The 20,055-nt window shown below is 46.6% G+C and carries 16 protein-coding genes and 2 pseudogenes; 11 read left to right on the top strand and 7 right to left on the bottom strand.

Going from position 1 to position 20,055, the window contains the following annotated elements:
* Positions 1 to 24 precede the first annotated feature (24 nt).
* Positions 25 to 1,440 (top strand): alanine/glycine:cation symporter family protein, encoded by a 1,416-nt coding sequence (locus JMN17_RS13070; protein ID WP_202328291.1) that lies wholly within the window; start codon positions 25 to 27, stop codon positions 1,438 to 1,440.
* On the opposite strand, the pseudogene JMN17_RS13065 reads toward JMN17_RS13070, so the two are convergent.
* From JMN17_RS13065 to JMN17_RS22145, 3 genes and pseudogenes are all read right to left on the bottom strand, one after another.
* Positions 1,437 to 2,234, bottom strand: a pseudogene (locus JMN17_RS13065) (endospore germination permease); the annotation flags it as partial. The gene JMN17_RS13070 and the pseudogene JMN17_RS13065 sit on opposite strands and share 4 nt — an antisense overlap.
* Positions 2,235 to 2,267: 33 nt before the next feature.
* Positions 2,268 to 2,338 (bottom strand): annotated as a pseudogene (locus tag JMN17_RS22150) (hypothetical protein); the annotation flags it as partial.
* A gap of 95 nt (positions 2,339 to 2,433) precedes the next feature.
* Entirely contained in the window at positions 2,434 to 2,781 is a 348-nt protein-coding gene (locus tag JMN17_RS22145; RefSeq protein WP_445291681.1) for a spore germination protein, read from the bottom strand.
* 365 nt (positions 2,782 to 3,146) lie between these two features.
* On the opposite strand from JMN17_RS22145, the gene treP reads away from it, so the two are divergent.
* The 4 genes from treP (at position 3,147) to JMN17_RS13040 (ending at position 7,862) form a co-directional block, all read left to right on the top strand.
* Positions 3,147 to 4,559: a PTS system trehalose-specific EIIBC component gene (gene treP, locus JMN17_RS13055; protein WP_202328290.1), complete on the top strand. Its 1,413-nt coding sequence runs from the start codon at positions 3,147 to 3,149 to the stop codon at positions 4,557 to 4,559.
* 71 nt (positions 4,560 to 4,630) lie between these two features.
* Complete coding sequence (gene treC, locus JMN17_RS13050) at positions 4,631 to 6,319, top strand: alpha,alpha-phosphotrehalase (RefSeq protein WP_087992548.1); 1,689 nt, start codon at positions 4,631 to 4,633, stop codon at positions 6,317 to 6,319.
* A 20-nt stretch (positions 6,320 to 6,339) separates the two neighbouring features.
* Entirely contained in the window at positions 6,340 to 7,056 is a 717-nt protein-coding gene (gene treR, locus JMN17_RS13045; RefSeq protein ID WP_087992549.1) for a trehalose operon repressor, read from the top strand.
* A 140-nt stretch (positions 7,057 to 7,196) separates the two neighbouring features.
* Complete coding sequence (locus JMN17_RS13040) at positions 7,197 to 7,862, top strand: NAD(P)H-dependent oxidoreductase (protein ID WP_202328289.1); 666 nt, start codon at positions 7,197 to 7,199, stop codon at positions 7,860 to 7,862.
* 34 nt (positions 7,863 to 7,896) lie between these two features.
* Here JMN17_RS13040 and JMN17_RS13035 read toward each other — a convergent pair whose 3' ends face one another.
* A complete protein-coding gene (locus JMN17_RS13035; RefSeq protein WP_202328288.1) occupies positions 7,897 to 12,276 on the bottom strand; it encodes a multifunctional 2',3'-cyclic-nucleotide 2'-phosphodiesterase/3'-nucleotidase/5'-nucleotidase in 4,380 nt (1,459 codons plus the stop codon).
* A 243-nt stretch (positions 12,277 to 12,519) separates the two neighbouring features.
* On the opposite strand from JMN17_RS13035, the gene yfkM reads away from it, so the two are divergent.
* Entirely contained in the window at positions 12,520 to 13,038 is a 519-nt protein-coding gene (gene yfkM, locus JMN17_RS13030) for a general stress protein 18 (RefSeq protein ID WP_087992552.1), read from the top strand.
* 39 nt (positions 13,039 to 13,077) lie between these two features.
* On the opposite strand, the gene JMN17_RS13025 is transcribed toward yfkM, so the two are convergent.
* Entirely contained in the window at positions 13,078 to 14,280 is a 1,203-nt protein-coding gene (locus tag JMN17_RS13025; RefSeq protein WP_148963610.1) for an MFS transporter, read from the bottom strand.
* 233 nt (positions 14,281 to 14,513) lie between these two features.
* Positions 14,514 to 14,729: a DUF1128 domain-containing protein gene (locus tag JMN17_RS13020; protein WP_010330293.1), complete on the bottom strand. Its 216-nt coding sequence runs from the start codon at positions 14,727 to 14,729 to the stop codon at positions 14,514 to 14,516.
* Between the two features lie 203 nt (positions 14,730 to 14,932).
* Between JMN17_RS13020 and yfkJ the strand changes: the two genes are divergently transcribed.
* Genes yfkJ through JMN17_RS13005 form a run of 3 tightly spaced genes read left to right on the top strand, consistent with a single transcriptional unit; the run spans position 14,933 to position 16,592 of the window.
* Positions 14,933 to 15,403: a protein-tyrosine-phosphatase gene (gene yfkJ, locus JMN17_RS13015; protein ID WP_087992554.1), complete on the top strand. Its 471-nt coding sequence runs from the start codon at positions 14,933 to 14,935 to the stop codon at positions 15,401 to 15,403.
* Between the two features lie 17 nt (positions 15,404 to 15,420).
* Positions 15,421 to 15,741 carry a hypothetical protein gene (locus tag JMN17_RS13010; RefSeq protein ID WP_202328287.1) on the top strand — a complete coding sequence of 107 codons (321 nt, stop codon included), beginning with the start codon at positions 15,421 to 15,423 and terminating at the stop codon, positions 15,739 to 15,741.
* Between the two features lie 23 nt (positions 15,742 to 15,764).
* Positions 15,765 to 16,592 (top strand): YihY family inner membrane protein, encoded by an 828-nt coding sequence (locus JMN17_RS13005; protein ID WP_087992556.1) that lies wholly within the window; start codon positions 15,765 to 15,767, stop codon positions 16,590 to 16,592.
* 193 nt (positions 16,593 to 16,785) lie between these two features.
* On the opposite strand, the gene JMN17_RS13000 is transcribed toward JMN17_RS13005, so the two are convergent.
* Positions 16,786 to 17,961, bottom strand: a complete 1,176-nt coding sequence (locus tag JMN17_RS13000; protein WP_087992557.1) for an MFS transporter — start codon at positions 17,959 to 17,961, stop codon at positions 16,786 to 16,788.
* A gap of 168 nt (positions 17,962 to 18,129) precedes the next feature.
* Here JMN17_RS13000 and cax point away from each other — a divergent pair, with 168 nt between their 5' ends.
* Positions 18,130 to 19,188, top strand: coding sequence for a calcium/proton exchanger (cax, locus tag JMN17_RS12995; RefSeq protein WP_087992558.1), 1,059 nt, complete (start codon positions 18,130 to 18,132; stop codon positions 19,186 to 19,188).
* Between the two features lie 70 nt (positions 19,189 to 19,258).
* A complete protein-coding gene (locus JMN17_RS12990) occupies positions 19,259 to 20,053 on the top strand; it encodes a YfkD famly protein (protein ID WP_202328286.1) in 795 nt (264 codons plus the stop codon).
* The last annotated feature ends 2 nt before the right edge of the window (positions 20,054 to 20,055 follow it).

Genomic DNA, 20,055 nt, shown 5'->3' with positions numbered 1-20,055 from the left:
CATAAACGAAAAAAGGGTGATGGGATGGAACGACTATTAGAATGGGTAGAACGTATATCTGATTGGCTGTGGGGGCCGCCGCTAATCATCTTGCTGACGGGTACGGGATTGTATTTCACCATTTTGCTGAAATGTTTTCAATTTCGCTATCCTTTATACATTTTCAAGCAAACGATCGGCAGCGTAGGAAAGAAGCCGAAGGGAGAGGGCACAGTCACACCGCTTCAGGCATTGACGTCAGCCCTCAGCTCAACAATCGGTGCGGCGAATATTGTAGGTGTGCCTGCCGCTATTATGTTTGGCGGTCCCGGAGCGGTTTTTTGGATGTGGTTTATTGCCTTATTTGCCATGGCGATTAAGTTTTCTGAAAGTGTGCTTGCTGTTCATTACAGAGAAAAAAATGAGCAGGGGGAATTTGTCGGGGGACCGATGTATTACATAACAAAAGGGCTACGCATGAAATGGCTCGGCGTATTTTTCTCTGTAGCGCTGATCGTGGAGCTGATCCCGAGCATTATGGTTCAGGGGAATTCGGTTTCAGTCTCTCTTGCCCAAACGTTTTCTTTCAATAAAATATATGCGGGAATCGGCATTGCGTTTTTGATTGGATTAGTGGTGATAGGAGGGGTAAAGCGGATTGGAAAAGTAACAGAGTTCATCGTGCCTCTTATGGCAGGGGCATATGTTGGGGCCGGTCTCTTGATTTTTCTCACGAATCTTTCAGCGGTGCCGGCGTTTTTCTCTCTTATCTTTTCGAATGCGTTTACCTCAACTTCAGCAGTTGGAGGGTTCGCAGGTGCTGCGCTGGCTGAAACCGTTCGCTGGGGCTTTGCCCGCGGGCTGTATTCTAATGAAGCCGGAATGGGAACAGCGCCGATTGCACATGCGGCGGCCATGACTGATCACCCTGTGAGGCAAGGGTTCTGGTCTGTGATCGGCATTGTCATTGACACCTTGATCATCTGCACTACCACGGCTTTTATCGTCATTACATCCGGTGTTTGGACAGGAGGAAATGCCTCAAATGACCCGGCAGCACTGACAACGGCTGCGTTTCAGCACTATTTCGGTTCCGGCGGAGGGTACTTCGTCTCGATTGCCCTTGTCTTCTTTGTGATATCGACCATTATGGTTGTTATTTTTTACGGCGTTAAGCAAGCTGAATTTCTGTTCGGACGGCTGGCAGGACATGTGATCAAAATCGTATATTTAGCGGCTATTATCATAGGGGCCGCAGGCGGAGCAAAAGCCATCTGGGGATTTCTGGACTTAGCATTAGTTTTTATTGTCGTTCCGAATGTGATTGCGCTGCTGTTATTGAGCAGAAAGGTAAAAGCACTATATACCGAGTTTTTCACATCTGAACAGTACTACCTGAAAGACAGAGGAAAAACCAAACAGAATGCTGTTTATCAGACAAAAGAAACCAAAAACTCTTAGTGTTTTGCCCTCGCACCGGCTAGCGATTTCGTTTTGACAAATAGATAAATGAGCAAAGGCAGCAAAAAGGAAATGAACACATTGATGACCGGTTTGACTCTGTTAAAGTCGATCAGATGGTTTGTGTTTTGGAAAAACCAAAAGCTGCATACTAGAGAAAACATGCCGGTCGGTGTGTACATAGCTTTTACCTCAATTGTTGAATGTAAGAAGGAAAGCCCGTATACCACCTGCGATTTTCACCATAATGACGGGGATCCGCAAGGCTGCGATCTGAACGGTCTAAAAAATCAGTAATTCGGATATGCCTGATCACCATATAGGCCGGATCAAAAAAAGTAGATGTCAGGTTGGGACATCACCGCTAGCAATAAAGCTCCTAGCAGTATCGCGATAATGGTGTGTTTCAGCGGGATGCTCCAGCTTGAGAAGAGAAGCGGAAGGATGATCAATACCTCCATCGTCCCAAAGGCATCAAAACTGATTGGAGGTATTGGATCGGTCCTTCAAAGACCGGTGTTACATTTTGCAGCTCAATTTGTTCGGCAAGTGTAAACGGAAGGAACAAGGCCAAGGTGCCGAATGGAACTAAAAAGAGCCGCGCCATTCTGTTCAACGTTTCTTTTCCTTCTCTGGCAATACAGATCACTGCAGAAATAATGACGCCGCCAAGAACGGCCATTGGTGTTCGGGAGAAATAAAATATGAATCAGATTGATGAAAAAACCTATATCATGAGCGTTGATTAACAGGAAATAGAAAGAAAACAGAAAAATGATAAATCGGCCTTCTAGAAGCTGGGCGGCGACGGTATCGGGTCTTTCCGTGTATTGCAGCTGGGGAAAGGCGAGTACGTGTCGTCTTCGATAAACTCTTCAATATATCCGCTTTCTAACACGGCATCAATCTTGATGTTTTTGCTTCTTTTTTCACTTTGTCAATGACCTTTGGATCAGCAATCCCGTCAATATAGGCCAAGGCAATGTACCGATTTTAAAAGAGATCATTTTTAGCTGAAGCGTTTTGACGCGAAAGCGCACAAGAGCGGTACCCCTCTCTTAATCCTCTGATGATCGATTCTGTGATCGGTTCCTCAATGCTTCTTCTTTGCCCACCTTTTATTTTAAGGATCAGGCATTTTGAATGCCCGTCTGCAAACAAAACCGCGTTTCCCTCAATGATGGATTCAGCCACTTTGCTTACACTCGTTTCTGCCGCTACGTTTGATATCGATAGAGTGTTTTGCAGCGCTTCCTCATGTTCATCAATTTGATCTGTCAGATGCCTCAAGAAAGGACGGAAGGCGTTGTCCTGTATTTGTTCAACTTCAATATAAACAATAAACCCGCACAGCCCGTTTTCGAAGTCAAATTGCTTAAATACGATGTCTGAGCAGCCTTCTGTTCATAAGGTCAGATGATCGAGGTTTTCCTTAAATCGGGAGAGATCGGTCTGTCCTGATTGTCTTCAAGTTCTTTGATGAACTGAAGCGCTTTTTCGCGTTTATCCCAAGTGGTTGATCCTGCTATTTCAATGTCTTATTCAACAAGTGCTTGTGACTTTTAGGGTAACCTTGTCTGCTTCAGATATTCTCAGTCTGGGATGAAAGCGCTATAAAAAGTTGTTGACTACATGTATATACAGGAATACAATGTAATCATGATTTGTATATACAAGTTATAAAAAACGGATACGGAGGGGTTGGCATGGAGGAACTGAACACATCGGCACGGCAGATTGTCGAAGCAGTCGGCGGCGCCGAAAATATTGCAGCGGCAACTCATTGTGTTACACGTTTGCGTTTTGCATTGATAGATGAAAGCAAAGTTGACCAAGAAGTGCTTGATCAAATTGACATTGTAAAGGGATCGTTTTCAACAAACGGGCAATTTCAAGTCGTGATCGGCCAAGGAACGGTCAACAAAGTATATGCAGAATTGGTCAAGGAAACGGGGATTGGCGAGTCAACAAAGGACGAAGTGAAGAAAGCTTCAGAAAACAATATGAATCCTTTGCAGCGTGCTGTGAAAACGCTTGCAGATATTTTTATTCCGATATTGCCTGCGATTGTCACGGCGGGTCTCTTGATGGGGATCAATAACATTTTAACGGCGCAAGGCATTTTCTTCAGCACAAAATCGATTGTGCAGGTCTATCCGCAGTGGGCGGATCTTGCTAATATGATTAACCTGATTGCGGGAACGGCCTTTACGTTTCTGCCTGCGTTAATCGGCTGGTCAGCGGTCAAACGGTTCGGCGGCAACCCGCTGCTTGGCATTGTGCTCGGCGTGATGCTCGTGCATCCTGATTTGTTGAATGCGTGGGGATATGGCGCTGCAGAACAAAGCGGAAAGATTCCGGTATGGAATTTGTTCGGCCTTGAGGTGCAGAAAGTCGGATATCAGGGACAGGTGCTCCCGATTTTGCTTGCTTCTTATATGCTGGCGAAAATCGAGGTGTTTTTAACAAAAAGGACACCTGAAGGCATACAGCTGCTCGTTGTCGCGCCGATTACGCTTCTCGTAACAGGTTTTGCCTCTTTTATCATCATCGGCCCGGTTACATTTGCGATCGGAAACGTGCTGACTTCAGGGCTTATCTCGGTGTTCGGCTCTTTTGCCGCAGTGGGCGGTTTGTTATATGGCGGTTTCTACTCGGCGCTTGTGATTACCGGCATGCATCACACGTTTCTTGCAGTCGACCTGCAGCTCATCGGCTCAAAGCTCGGCGGCACATTTTTATGGCCGATGCTGGCGCTTTCGAATATCGCACAAGGTTCGGCAGCGCTGGCCATGATGTTTATCGTGAAGGATGAGAAACAAAAAGGCCTTTCCCTCACGTCAGGGATTTCTGCTTATCTCGGCATTACAGAACCTGCCATCTTCGGGGTGAATCTGCGATACAGATTCCCGTTTATCATTGCGATGGTCAGCTCCGGGATTGCCGGAATGTATATTTCTACTCAAGGGGTGCTGGCAAGCTCCGTCGGTGTCGGCGGCGTGCCGGGGATTTTCTCAATCATGAGCCCGTACTGGGGCGCGTTTGCAATCGGGATGGCAATTGTGTTGATCGTGCCGTTTGCCGGAACATACGCGTATGCAAGATTCAAACATAAATAACGAATGGGAGCGGGACGTGTTTTAACGTTCCCTTTTCCCGTTTTTATTTTATAAAACGGTGGTGGAGACAGATGAAAACAGAACAAACACCATGGTGGAAAAAAGCTGTGGTCTATCAAATTTATCCGAAAAGCTTTAACGATACGACGGGGAACGGTGTCGGCGATCTGAACGGCATTATTGAAAAGCTTGATTACTTAAAAACACTTCAGGTGGATGTGCTTTGGCTGACACCGATTTATGATTCCCCGCAGCATGATAATGGGTACGATATTCGTGATTATTACTCGATTTATCCTGAATATGGGACGATGGACGATTTTGAGCGGTTACTGTCCGAAGCGCATAAAAGAGGCCTGAAAGTCGTCATGGATCTTGTCGTCAATCATACGTCAACAGAGCACAAATGGTTTCAAGAGGCGATTTCGTCAAAAGACAGCCCATACCGTGATTTTTATATATGGAAAACCCCGCAGGAAAACGGTTCTGTTCCGACAAACTGGGAATCGAAATTCGGCGGCTCCGCATGGGAGCTTGATGAAGCATCGGGCCAATACTATTTGCACCTGTTTGATGTGACGCAGGCTGATTTGAATTGGGAAAATGAAGAGGTTAGAAAGCATATCTATGACATGATGCATTTTTGGTTTGAAAAGGGAATAGACGGCTTCAGGCTTGATGTCATTAACCTGATCTCTAAAGATCAGCGCTTTCCGAATGCGGAAGGCGGAGGCGATGGCCGTTCCTTTTACACTGATGGGCCGCGGGTGCACGAATATCTGCATGAAATGAACGAAAAGGTGTTTTCGCATTACGACAGTATGACGGTCGGCGAGATGTCTTCAACGACCGTAGACCATTGTATCCGGTATACAAATCCCGCCAATAAAGAACTTGATATGACGTTCAGCTTCCATCATCTCAAGGTCGACTATCCAAACGGTGAAAAATGGGCCTTGGCGCCGTTTGACTTTTTGAAGCTGAAGAAGATCTTATCCGAGTGGCAGATGGGGATGCACGTTGGAGGGGGATGGAACGCTCTGTTCTGGTGCAATCACGATCAGCCGCGCGTTGTATCCAGATATGGAGATGACGGCGCGTACAGGGTGAAATCGGCGAAAATGCTCGCTGCCGCCATTCATATGATGCAGGGCACGCCTTATATTTATCAGGGCGAGGAGCTGGGAATGACGAATCCGAAGTTTACCGACATCAGCTCCTATCGGGATGTCGAATCACTGAACATGTATCACGCTTTTAAGGAAAAAGGGATGGCTGATCAAGAGATCACAGCGATTTTACAGGCGAAATCCCGAGACAACTCCAGAACGCCTGTCCAGTGGGATGATACGCAGAATGGCGGTTTTACAACGGGCGCGCCATGGATACCGGTCGCCGGAAACTATCATGAAATCAATGCCGAAGCGGCGCTGAAGGATCAGAACTCAGTGTTCTATCATTATCAAAAACTGATCCAGATTCGAAAAACGTATGACATTGTGACAGAGGGGACGTATGAGTTAATCGCAAAGGATGATCCGAACATTTTTGCATATCTCAGACACGGCAACAATGAAAAGCTGCTCGTGATCAATAACTTTTACGGGATTGAGGCAGCCTTTACAATGCCGGACTCTTTAGCGCCTGGCGAGTGGAAGGCAGTGGTGCTGTTGACCAACGATGATGTGAGGGAAGGGCTGCAGAACATGACGCTCCGTCCGTATGAGTCCATTGTTTATCGTTTAACGAAACCGTGTTAAACTAAGCTGGGTGGTCCATAATGAAGGCGAATAAATTTATTACAATTTATAAAGACATCGCACAGCAAATTGAAGGCGGCCGGTGGAAAGCGGAGGAGATTCTTCCGTCTGAACATGAGTTGACCGCACAGTACGGTACATCGAGAGAAACGGTCCGAAAGGCGCTTCACATGCTTGCGCAAAACGGCTATATCCAGAAAATCAGAGGGAAGGGCTCCGTCGTTCTCAACCGTGAAAAAATGCAGTTTCCTGTCTCGGGCCTTGTCAGTTTCAAGGAGCTCGCGCAAACACTTGGCAAAGAAACGAAAACAACTGTACACAAATTCGGGCTCGGGCCTCCGTCAGAGCTGATCCAAAAACAGCTCCGTGCTAACTCGGATGAGGACATCTGGGAAGTCATCAGGTCAAGAAAGATTGACGGAGAACATGTGATTTTGGACAAGGATTACTTTTTCAGAAAGCATGTGCCCCACCTGACGAAAGAAATTTGTGAGAACTCTATATATGAATATATAGAAGGAGAGCTCGGTCTTTCGATCAGTTATGCGCAAAAAGAAATTGTAGCCGAGCCGTGTACGGATGAGGACAGGGAGCTGCTTGATTTACGAGGTTATGACCATATGGTCGTGGTGAGAAACTACGTCTTTTTGGAGGATACGAGTCTCTTTCAATATACGGAAAGCAGACACCGCCTGGACAAATTCCGGTTTGTCGATTTTGCGCGGCGGGGAAAATGAGAAAGGCGCCTGCCTGCGGCAGCGCGCTTTTTTTGTTTGGTATCAAAATTGATACTATCCAACAAAAATGTGCGTACTTTTACTTTTTGCGATAACGGCTACAATAGAGTTGAGAGTAACCAAAAGGAGAGGTGTTTTACATGGCAGATCTAAAGAAACAAATTCTGGATGCGTACCATTTCAGACATGCGACAAAGGAATTTGACCCGAATAAAAAAGTATCAGACAGCGATTTTGAATTTATTTTAGAAACAGGAAGACTGTCTCCGAGCTCACTCGGCCTTGAGCCTTGGAAATTCGTTGTCGTTCAAAATCCGGAATTTCGCGAGAAGCTTCGCGAATACACATGGGGCGCTCAAAAGCAGCTTCCAACCGCAAGCCATTTCGTTCTGATTCTTGCGCGTACAGCGAAGGATATCAAATACGATGCGGACTACATCAAACGTCATTTAAAAGAAGTGAAACAAATGCCTCAGGACGTTTGCGAAGGCTATCTCAGCAAAACGGAAGAGTTCCAGAAACACGATCTGCATTTGCTTGAAAGTGACAGAACATTGTTTGACTGGGCTTCAAAACAAACTTATATTGCGCTTGGCAACATGATGACTGCCGCTGCGCAAATCGGTGTTGATTCCTGCCCTGTGGAAGGCTTCCAATATGATCACATTCACCGTATTCTTGAAGAAGAAGGCCTTCTGGAAAACGGAAGCTTCGACATTTCTGTGATGGTGGCGTTCGGCTACCGCGTGAGAGACCCTCGCCCGAAAACAAGAGCGGCTGTTGAAGATGTTGTGAAGTGGGTGTAATAAAGAAAGCTGCTCGATGACGAGCAGCTCTTTTTTATGCTTGATTCGCTTTATTTTGTTTTCTCCTCTGATGCAAGTACAATGCCGTTCCGAGCGCGCTGATCAGAAATCCGGCCAAGAGGATCGAGTACATGGATGTGGCTGTGTCCGGAAGCAGGCCGCCAGCCGGGCCGTCCGTACCTGATCCGTTTCCTCCTGATCCGTTTGTCGGGTCAGTGCCGGGAGGTGTATCATGTCCTCCGTTTCCGTCAGTCGGCTGTTTTCCGCCTGGTTTGTCAGAACCTCCGCCATTGCTGCCGTTATCACCGCTTGTCGGCTGATCGGACGGGAATGCCGGCGGTTTGTTGTTCGCACCGGAATTTAAGATCGTGTATTCGCTGAAATGGGTTGTATATCCTGTCACGATATCATCGTCGACTGAACCCTTTTCAGTCTTTGTGAAAGTTTTCTTTTTCCGGTCAACGTGGTAAATAGCAGGGTTATGGGCTTCTTCAATATCAAACATGCGAAGCGAAAGCTGAACAGGTTCCTTGAATGATTTTATTTCTTTTCCTTTTTGTTTCACTGTAAAGTCATATACATCTGCAAGTGAAACATTCAATTCTCCCGTTGACTTGATGCCGATTGCAGTGTCTGCGGTTTTGAGGTTCGCCATTGGCAGCTTCATGCTGTACCAATAGTTGAATACCGTCAATGAAGGATCTGACTCTCTTTCTTTCAAAAGTTTGACCTGATCTTCTTTTACTTTAAGATTGATAGGCTTCTCGTGAGATCCTTCTGATGTTTCATAATAGACAAACGGCGTGTTGGCATTTTTGGCATATATCGAAAATTTGTCTTCATCGAGTGTCCAGCTGCCATCCTTCTGCTTTGTCGGCAGGAATACTTCTTTGATTCGTCCTTCGATTTTAGGAGATACCTTGTTTCCTAGTTTTTTCAGCTGTTCAGTGAAAATCTCATAATCTACGTAACCAAGGTCCTCACCATGGGATGCTTTCGTAAAGACAGAGTATCCGTCTCCTCCGGCGCCGACAAAGTTATTCGTTGCCACGCGGTAGGTCTTATCGGAATCGAGATGAACCATGTCTCCGTTAGGTGATTCGAGTTTGACTTCAAGAACTCGGTGTCCGGGTTCCTTGTTTAATGTAAACGTATATTGGATTCCGGCCACCTGAGGGAAGGCGCCGCCTCCGTTTTCCACATTGCTCAATCCTTGTTCAAGGGCTTCTTTAATTTGTTTTCCGGTTAAGTCGGCCACGTAAAGCGTGTTGCCGAACGGCATGACGTTCAGCACCTCGCCGAGTGTGATATCGCCTTTGTCAATGCCGGCTCTGATGCCGCCGCCATTTGTGATCGCTATTCTGGCGCCAGCTGCTTCTTTCGCTTTTGCCAGCATGCCGTCCGCGATGAAGTTTCCGAGGTTCGTTTCCTTCGTGCGCACATGCTCACGCTGGCCGTCAAGCGCTACATCCGTGTAGCCGACTTTTTCCTTTTTGATGTCCTCTAATTCATGTTTGAACTGATCAAGCTCTTTTTTTGCCTCTGCGTTTTCTTCTGTATGTTCATCAATTGGCAGCACGCTCAGATTTGATTTGTCTGTTTGCACAACGCCGTTTTCATCAAACACGACATCGACGCGTCCCAAATATTCGCCGTATTCTTTTGCCTGCGCCACGATCGTCGGCTCTTCATTGTTCACGACTTCCATTTTGTCTACGAGGGTGTGGGTGTGTCCGCCGATGATCAAGTCAATGCCTTTTACTTTTTTGGCCAGCTCAAGATCACGGTTATGCCCGATATGGGTTAAAGCGATAATTTTATTTGCTTTTTCTTCTTCCTGAATCGTTTTGACAGTGTTTTGCGCTGTTTCAAACGCGTCATGAAATACGATGCTTTTGCCCGGGCTTGACGTAGTGGCTGTATCTTCCGTTGTCAGTCCGAATACAGCGACTTTCTCACCGTCAACATCTAACAGAATGTAAGGGTGGATGCCGGGCTCTTTCTTTTCACCTGCCGTAAAGGTTTGCGGCTTTTTGACATAGGAAGTCAGCTTAGGTTCGTTTGACACATCTACGTTTGCGCTGACGAACGGAAATTCAGGCGCTTCAAAGTGATAGCGGTTCGCCGGATCGACTGTTGCGCTGTTTCCGCTGAGAAAATCAGAAAGCACTGTCGGGCCTTTATCAAATTCATGGTTTCCAAAGGTCATGGCGTCATAGCCCATCATATTCATCAATTTCAAATCGGCTAAACCGTTCCATTTTGTGAAATACAGATCGCCGGAAAACACATCTCCCGCATCAAGTAGAATGTTGCGGTCTGTTTCGTTTCGCACTTCGTTGATTTTCGTCATTCGTCTCGCCGCGTCATCGAGGTGGGCATGCGTATCATTGGTGTGCATGACAGTCAGATCCCACAGTCCGTCCTTAGGGGGCTCGGGATTTGAATCATCGTCGAATTGCAGCTTGTATACACCATAGCCTTCATTCGCAGACTCGCCTACATAAGCGACATCGTCTGCTTTATCCGCAAATGGCTTGGCCAAAAGTGAGGACTCAAACGTCAAATTCGTGCCGGAAACAGCCGCGATTGACCAATTGTTGTCCGCTTTTGGATTGACTGTTTTCTGTTCAATAATGTAATCCATCAGCACCTGCCTGTTTTCAACCGCGGAGCCGTGGACGATTTTATCGCTTGTCAGGTGAGGGAAACCGCCGCCTCCGGACGCACGATAATTATTGGTGACGACGAGAAATTCCTGGTTTGTGCTGATGGGCTTGCCTTCATAGGAAAGGTTGATGATCCGGGACGAGCCCGCGTTGATCACTTTTCCGTTCTCATCGTATTTCGTCGGTTTTGTGACATCGACCTGATATGTGACGCCGTCAATCACGTCAAAATTATAGGAGCGAAAATTCTCATTCAGTAAGGCTTGATCGCCGCCTTTTGACGGATCAATTTGATTGAATTGGCCTGCTGACATCTCAAGCCAGTCCTTGACCTCGCTTCCAGTCAGCTTGACGATCTGAACGGTATTATCGTAAAGATACAAGTCACCGACGTTTTTAATGGCGAGATCTCCGGCTGGAATATTCGTATAGTAATTGGCTCCGTTTCTGCCGCCTGCTTTAAACGGCGCCCCAGCGGACAAAATCGGGAGGTCTTTGTACTCGGTATCCTTCATTTCCTTTTCCGCATACCATTTTTGCGCGTCTGTCACGATCTGAATGGAAGGGTCATCTTTGACCTGAGCGAAGAAGCTGTTAATATCGGCTTCTGTGTTGCCGACTGGTTTTCTAACATACTCCAGTGTGTTTTGATGCGTTTGCTTGATGGTGTTTGTGACGGTTTCATTTCCGGATGTGACGGTGCCTGCGATAGATTCAACACTGGCCTTCGAATCTGCTACCTTCCATGAGCCGTCCGTCTTTTTGAGTTTAAGGTCAATCATGCCCAAGTATTTGCCCCAGCTGCTTGGCATGACGACTGGAATGCCGTTGATTGTGCCTTTTTCAACATCGAATTGGGCAGCGCCTGCATACTCGGCGGAAGGGAAAAGTCCATGCTGATGGCCAGAGATGATCGCGTCAATGCCTTTTGTTTTGGTGGCTAGGTCAAATACAGCGTTTTCCGCGCCTGGCGATTGGGCTTGCTTTTCAATGCCGCTGTGGGCGAGGGCGATAATGACATCAGCGCCTTCCGCCTTCATTTTCGGGATCGTTTCATTGGCGGATTCTACGATATCCTGCACCTGCACCTGACCTTCGAGATGCTTTTTGTCCCATGTCATAATTTGCGGCGGAACGAAGCCTATGTAGCCGACCTTTATTTTTTGCTCATGGCCGTTTTCGTCAGTGACGGTTTTATCTGTAATGACATACGGCGTATACCGGTTTTCACCGCTTGTTGTTTTGACATTTGCATTTACAAGCGGGAAATCGGCTCCTCTAATCGTGCCGTCGAGAAAGTCGAGCCCGTAGTTGAATTCATGATTGCCCAGTGTGCCGGCGTCATATTTCAGCGCATTCATGACACTGATAATCGGGTGGGTTTTCGCGCCGGAAATAATGTCGTCTTTTTCATACTTCACCGCGTATTCTCCAAGCGGATTCCCTTGAATCAAGTCCCCGTTATCCACAAGCAGGGTATTGGGGTTTTGTTGGCGGTGCTTTTGGATCAGCTGTGCCGTTCTTGCCAGCCCGAAATCCGTCGTTTCTTTGTCGCTATAGTAATCGTAATCCATCATGTTGGCATGAATATCAGTCGTGGCCAAAATACTCAGATGCACCTGAGGAGCCGCGCTTTCTTCTGCATGAATGGGTGGTGTTGGAAGGATTAGGCTAAGTATCATAATAGGGGGCAAAAGAATACGGAGAATGTTACCGACGTATGTTCGTCTTTTCTGTATTCTCACCAGTTCTCCACCTTTCAACGAAATTTGTGTTACAACTACTATTGTAAGAATATTTTGTAATCATTTGTAGGTATTTCTTTATGATTATTGTAAAAGGGAAAAAAATGAGTATTATGTAATATCGTCAAACGACAAATGCCGGGTATTTATGCTTATTGTTTGTCAGGTCTGCGAAAATGTTTATTTTAGTGTGGCTGGGGAAGAGTGTTTTATGTAGACAGATTAATCGGGAGGTTATGAAAAATGGGGAAAAAAATAGCAGTTGTTTTGACAGATTATTTTGAGGATAGCGAGTACACTGAACCTGCGAAAGCCTTTAAAGAAGCGGGACATGAACTGACTGTCATCGAAAATGAAAAAGGCAAAACAGTAAAAGGCAAGCAGGGGAACGCGGAAGTGACAGTAGACGCGTCCATTGATGATGTAAACCCTTCAGACTTTGATGCGCTTTTAATTCCCGGAGGATTTTCACCAGACCAGCTTCGCGCTGATGACCGTTTCGTCCAATTTACAAAAGCGTTTATGACTGACAAAAAACCGGTATTCGCCATTTGCCACGGTCCGCAGCTCTTAATCAACGCGAAAGCGCTCGATGGCCGAAAAGCGACAGGCTATACGTCCATTCGTGTTGACATGGAAAACGCGGGTGCCGACGTTGTGGACAAGGAAGTGGTTGTTTGCCAAGGGCAATTGGTCACTAGCCGCACACCGGATGATATTCCGGCATTTAATCGTGAATCGTTGGCATTGCTTGAGAAATAAGAAAAACGGACGCCTGGCGGGGCGTCCGTTTTCGGTTGATTACAGTTTGACATCGGCCTGAGCACCCGTCAGTTTCTTGTATCTGTAATACAAGAAGGCGGCTGCAGCTGTTCCGATAACCGCAATACAGAAGTCGAACATAAAGATATGGGCGATGCCTCCCGCTTTTGCGATAAGCCCTGTGGCAATCGGCAGCAAAATCGACGCGAGGCTTGAAGCGGTCGCTACAATTCCGGTAACGGTTCCTTTTCGCTTCCAGAAAAGCTCTGTCATTAATGTAATGGTGATTTGAAACACACCCGCGGTTGAAAAGCCTAAGAAAAAGGCGGTGATGTCCAGCACAACCGGCACATGAACCGTCAGCATGACCGCAAGCGTACATAAAGTAATAACCGGATACAAGAGCGTAATCATCACTGGCTTTACCCATCTGTTCAGCAAAAGGGCTAATAATAAAACGGATGCCAGAGATCCAACACTATAATAGCTCAGCAATTGCACGGAAGCTGATTCAGCTAAACCGGCTGCTTTTTGCGCGTAGCTCGGAAGCCAGATTTGAGAAACCGTAAATAAAGCTGTTGATGTAAAACCGATCATAATCAGGGCGGTGCCTTCTTTCCGAAAAACGGGTTCAGACAAGAAAGCGGGAGCTTCCTGTTGGCCGCTGTTATTTGGTTTCTTCTGTTTCTTAGGAAACGAAAGCGTTGATAAATAAACGATATTCAGTACATAGACGGCAGCCGGGAGATAAAAAGTAAATCCGTAAGACATGCGGTGGTCTGCTAAAAATGTGATCAAAAGCGGCAAAAGTGCGGCCCCCAGAGACATAAAGGCTTTGACCAGAACATTTGCCGAGCCGGGCGCAGCCGGGAAGAGCTCGGTCAGGGCCGGATATGTTCCGGCATCCATCGCTGAATTTGCGACTCCGGCTAATAAGGCGAACACAAACGCCAGTTCATAGCTCGGTGATAAAGGAATACCGACTAAAAAGACGGCCATGATCCCCGCGGAAGCGACAACAAGCGGTTTTCTGCCGATTTTATCTGATAACACGCCGGAAATGCCGTAGGTCAGCAGCTTGCCGAACCCGATAGCGGCAATGACATAACTAATGCCGGTCGGGTCGGTATTCCACTGTTTTGTTAAGGAGGACATATTGGATGCGAGAATAATGTTGACCATTCCCAGAAAGAAGTAGTTGATATACATTCCGGAGGCTGTTTTGATAGATGTCGTTTTCATGGCTTGTACTCCTTCAAATCTTATTCGAACATTTTCATTAATATGGATTTCTTTACCGAGGAAAGCGAACAGCCGGCATGCCGGGTGTGTTCATCATGTGAAGCCTTCTTCACCCGCTTTGATCAGGCCCAAGCCCTTATAACCTGCTTTATAACCGCTCAGTGCTGCAATCATCCGATCAGCTGTGTTCTCCAATGATAAAAAAGACTCGCCGGGTTTCCGGCCAGTCTCAATTATTTACGAAGCGAGGCGAGCTCTTGAGCTATCGCCTGCATTTCACTAGGGCTGAATGATTCTTTTTTCATCACCATGCTGTGAAGGTACGTGAGGTCTTCTATCTTTTCATCACTGAAATCCTCCGCTTTGATCACGCCGACGTTCAGCATGTTCAGTTTTTGGGAAATCTCTTCAATCATTTGAGTCAATGTCTCTGTATTTGGGCTGGACAAATGGTTCCATCCTTTCTTTATGCGATATTCGGTATGTTTTATTCTAACAGAATTCAATCAGAAAAAAACCCTCTTCTAAGAGCAAGCTTTTGATTTCAAAAAAGTGGAGTCATCAGTTGAAAAGAAAATGAACATCCTACTAAGATATTCATGAAGGTTTTTTTTTAGAGAAATATGGGCAAAGAATAGGGAGGTTGCACAACATGATAAGCGTGTTATTTGTTTGTTTAGGAAATATTTGCCGGTCTCCGATGGCAGAAGCGATTTTTCGGGACCTGGCAGCCAAAAAAGGATTAGAGGGGAAAATCAAGACAGACTCAGCAGGTATCGGCGGCTGGCACATCGGCAATCCGCCGCATGAAGGAACACAGGAGATCTTGCAGAGAGAAGGAATCAACTTTGAGGGTATGCTTGCACGTCAAGTCAGCGAACAGGATCTGGCCGATTTTGATTACATCATTGCGATGGACGCAGAAAATATCGGGAGCCTCAGAAGCATGGCGGGTTTTAAGAATACCTCGCATATCAAAAGGCTCTTGGACTATGTTGAAGATTCAGATCTTGCCGATGTTCCTGATCCTTACTACACAGGAAATTTTGAAGAGGTCTGCCAATTAATCAAGTCGGGCTGTGAGCAGCTGCTTGCATCCATTCAAAAAGAAAAACAATTGTGAGTGAAAGGAGAATTTGCATGAACAACGAACGTTTAATGCTGAAAGGTATTTTTCTTGGAGCTGCGGCAGGCGCGGCGTTATCGCTGCTCCATAAGCCGACAAGACAGGCATGCGGCATGAGATGGCTGACATGCAAGCATAAACTTTCACTGTACAAAAGCAATCCGGAGCTGTTGAAAAACACGGTCAGCACAAAGATGGATGAGGCCAAAAAGCTGGCCCAATCCTTGTCAAATGAAGTCGGGTTTGTCAATCAGCAGGTGAAAGAGCTGAAGAAAACAACGCCGCAAGTGATGGAGCTTGTGCAAGAAACGAAAGAGCATTTTTCAAAAAAATGATCAAATATGCGAGGTGAGGCGACATGAATTTTTTGAAAGAGCTTTTCAGCAGATACACCCTTCATGAAGGGCCGAGCAAATCAGCGGAGCTGGCGTATTTTTTTCTTTTGTCATTGTTTCCGTTTTTGATTTTTATGCTGACGCTCACCGCGTATCTTCCGATTTCTACCGATGATGTTCTGGGAGTTGTCAAACAATACGCGCCCGCCAGTGCGATGTCCCTCGTTGAATCCATTACACAACAAACCTTAAACAACCGAAATGGCGGTTTGCTGTCATTCGGGATTATCGCGGCTTTGTGGTCTGCGTCTAATGGAATGAACGCCATCGTCCGATCGCTAAACCACGCGTATGAAGTGGATGAAAACCGCTCTTTTATCATCGTTCGTCTAACCTCAATTTTTTTGACGATTGCCATGGTATTTACGATTTTAGTGGCCTTGCTTCTGCCGGTATTCGGCCGGCAGATCGGGGTGCTCGCTTCAGACTTCGTCGGCGCGTCGGATCTGTTTTTATCCGTTTGGGCAGCAGTGCGCTGGGGTGTCAGTCCGCTTGTGCTGCTGATCGTTTTTTCCGCACTGTATTTCATCGCGCCGAACAAAAAACTGTCCCTCCGGTTTGTCATGCCGGGTGCGGTGTTTGCGGCCTTTGGCTGGATAGTTGTCAGCACCCTGTTTTCATTTTACGTCAGCACGTTTGCGAACTTCAGCGCCACGTATGGGAGTATCGGGGGAATCATCGTCCTGATGATTTGGTTTTACTTGAGCGGCATTTTAATTATCTTAGGGGGAGAAATCAACGCTCTTTTACATAAACGTAAAAAGCTTCCTGATGAAAATCCCTATCTTTAGCGCACCCTATAAATGAACTTCGGTTCAAAAAGATATAGGGGGGCCAACGTGATGAGTAAGCAAAAAGGCGGAAGCCATAATAAACAAAATTCGAAAAGCAAACCGAGCCATAAAACAAGCGGAAGCGCCAACGGGCAAAACGGCTATCATTAGTATAAAAGCCTCCTGACACCATGTCAGGAGGCTTTTTGGTTTAAGAAGATGAAGAATAGGTTTCGGCTGGCGACCAGCTTTTCGGTTTGCCCAGCACAAGAGCAAGCCAGACACCGCTAAGCGTGAGGGTAATAAAATAAAACAAGTTTGCGCTATCAAATGTCTGCATATACCAGCCGCCGGCAATCGGGCCGAGGATGCTGCCGAGGCTGAATGTAATGCCGCAAAGCAGGTTCCCCGCCGGCAGCAGGTGGGGCGGAAGAAGATCCGTCATATAGCTGATGCCAAGTGTAAAGGTTGAGCCGACTGCCATTCCCGCCATAAAAAAGCAGCATCCGATCACGTAAGGCAAAGGGAATACGCCGGCGATCAAAAAGCAAAGCGCCCCTGTCAGCAAAATCACAAGCAGGACATTCCGCCGCCCGTATGTATCGCTGAGGATGCCGAGTGGAAACTGAAAAATAATGCTTCCGATCGCAAATGCGGGCAGGATCAGCGCCACTGCGTCCACAGAGATCCCCAGCCGGAGCGCGTACACCGGAAAGCTTCCGTTTAGCGCCGTCTCGAGAAAGCCATAACCGAATGTGGGCATAAAGGCAACCCATCCAAACAGTATCGCTTGATAAAACCGTCTGAAACTATTGTCTGATTTGGTTTCGTGAGGACTGGTTTGCGGGTATGCGTTTTGTAGAAAGAAAACAAAAAGCCACGCAAACAGGCTGAAGCAGCCGGACACGATAAAAGGCAGCGCCGGGTTCAGCTTGACAAGCGGAACCATGAACGGACCCGCGGCAAAGCCAAGGCCGAAGGAAAGCCCGTAAACAGACAGGTTTCTTCCACGATTTTGTTTTGATGACATGGAAGTCACCCACGTTTGCGTAGAAAAGTGAAGCATGTGGTCGCCGATTCCGATAAACAGGCGAAGCAGGAACCAGATCCAAACCGACTGAAGCCAAATAAATCCAAATAAGCTTAAAATGACAATGCTTCCGCCAATGACGATCAGCGGCTTAAATCCGAGCTTTCTAAGCGGCGCTTCCATAAACGGAGAAGCCAAAAGCACGCCGATGTACAGTCCCGTCGCGTGCAGGCCGTTGATAGCGGCCGATTCACCATTTGTTTCAAAGATGATCGAGATAACAGGCAGCAGCATGCCTTGCGAAAACCCAGAAATGGAAACGAGCAAGACAAGGATAAAGAAATGAAATCGTGACATTTTGTCTGTTCTCCTTACGTGGAATCTATGTTGATCGTACAATGTTTTCCAAAAGCGGGCAACCTGAAAAAAGCCTATATCACATGTGAACATGCGACCTCGTGTAAGCATGATGATTTTTGTGAAGAATAAAAATAAAACAAGTCATATAAAAGGAGCCAATTCACCATGAATCGTATTTTTTTTATTTTAGTGGCGGCGGGTGTTCCGCTTTCTGTGATCGGCAGTTTGATGCATTGGCCTTCTGTCATTCTCTTTGCCTTGTATTGCGTAACGATTATCGCGCTTGCAAGCTATATGGGAAGGGCGACAGAATCATTGTCCATCATCGCAGGCCCGCGGATCGGCGGTTTGTTGAACGCCACCTTTGGGAACGCGGTTGAGTTAATCATCTCTTTATTTGCACTAAAGGAGGGCCTGACCGGAATCGTGCTTGCCTCTTTAACCGGTTCAGTGCTGGGGAATTTGCTGCTGGTGGCGGGGCTATCGTTTTTTGTCGGCGGTTTAAAATATAAGCGGCAGGAGTTTAATATCCATGATGCGCGCCATAACTCCGGTCTTTTGATTTTTGCCATTATTGTCGCTTTTGTGATTCCGGAGGTATTTTCCGTTGGTATGGGTAACGTGGGCAAGCTCAATTTAAGCATAGGCATCAGCATCATTTTGATGCTGTTATATGTGGCGGCTCTTTACTTTAAACTTGTCACACACCGCGGTGTTTATCAGCCGAAGAACAATTCCACCCAGCACGTGGAAGAGGAAGAGCCGGAATGGTCGGGCAAAATTGCCACAATTGTCTTGTTTGCGGCAACGATTGCTGTGGCATACATATCCGAAAACCTGGTGCACACGTTCCACTCGGTAGCTGAGCAGTTCGGCTGGAGCGAGCTGTTTATCGGGGTTATCATCGTGGCAATAGTCGGTAATGCCGCGGAGCACGCATCAGCCATTATCATGGCCTATAAAAATAAAATGGACGTTGCGGTTGAAATCGCGGTTGGTTCGACGCTGCAGATTGCTATGTTTGTTGCGCCGGTTCTTGTGATTTGTTCCATCTTTTTCCCGGTAAGTATGCCGCTTGTGTTTACATTGCCGGAGCTCGTTGCGATGGTATCATCGGTTCTCTTGATGATCGCGATTTCGAATGACGGCGATTCCAACTGGTTTGAAGGAGCGACACTGCTTGCCGCCTATGTCATTATGGCGATCGGCTTTTTCCTTCTTTAACTTGAAAAAATGATGGATAACAACAAAGCGGGTTGAAAAGACTAAGGGAAAATGCCATAGAAAGAGTGATATGATGAAAAAGTTATTTCATTCCACACTTATTGTGCTGTTATTCTTTAGTTTTTTCGGCGTTCAGCCCATCCACGCGAAAAAGCAGTTTAAGGTTCCTGACTCTGTCGCAAGCATCTCGAAGGAAAACACGTATCCGAATGCTTCACAGGATCAGCCGATGCTTCAGCCGAGCAAGCTTGCAAAGGAATTGCTCGATCATTCTGATGTGAAGATTGAAAACCCGCACCTCATCAAAATGCTGAATGAATCCAACATATCCGGCACACCGCTTGCGGTCGGCTACCGGGCGACAATCTTTCTCGGGAAATGGGCGCTCGGCTATGAATCAAACGAAACAGTCGCAAATTGGGAATATAAAAAAATCAATACAAACCGTGCGGATAACCGCGGCGGAAAAGAAACGGCTGAAATGCACTATGCCCAGGAACAGCAATACAAAGTGAAGGGCGGCCTGACAGCTAAGGTTCCAAATGCTGAAGATGTTAAAAGCATGATGATGCTGAAAGCAATGAAGAAAACGAACCTTCCGCTGGCATTTGATACGGTCGTCGGAGCGGGTACAAAGCGGGATCAAATTTATAAAGTCGCTCCTAAGAAACTTGGTTATCTAAACGCATATGCGCCGGCTGTGAATGAAAAAGGAAAAGTGACTTACGGAGAAGTATACTTAGTGCTGAAAGGGAATAAACGAAAACTTGTCGTGAAAAATGTCACATCACAGGGTATCGGTGCTTGGATTCCGGTTCAAGACCATGTCACATTTGGCTTTCAGCTTTCCTCGCAGCCAAGATAAAT

Source organism: Bacillus sp. RHFS10, from assembly GCF_016757475.1.
Lineage (GTDB): Bacteria > Bacillota > Bacilli > Bacillales > Bacillaceae > Bacillus > Bacillus subtilis_G.
The sequence above is the reverse complement of the archived record's forward strand: the minus strand, read 5'-3'. Positions and strand labels throughout refer to the sequence as shown.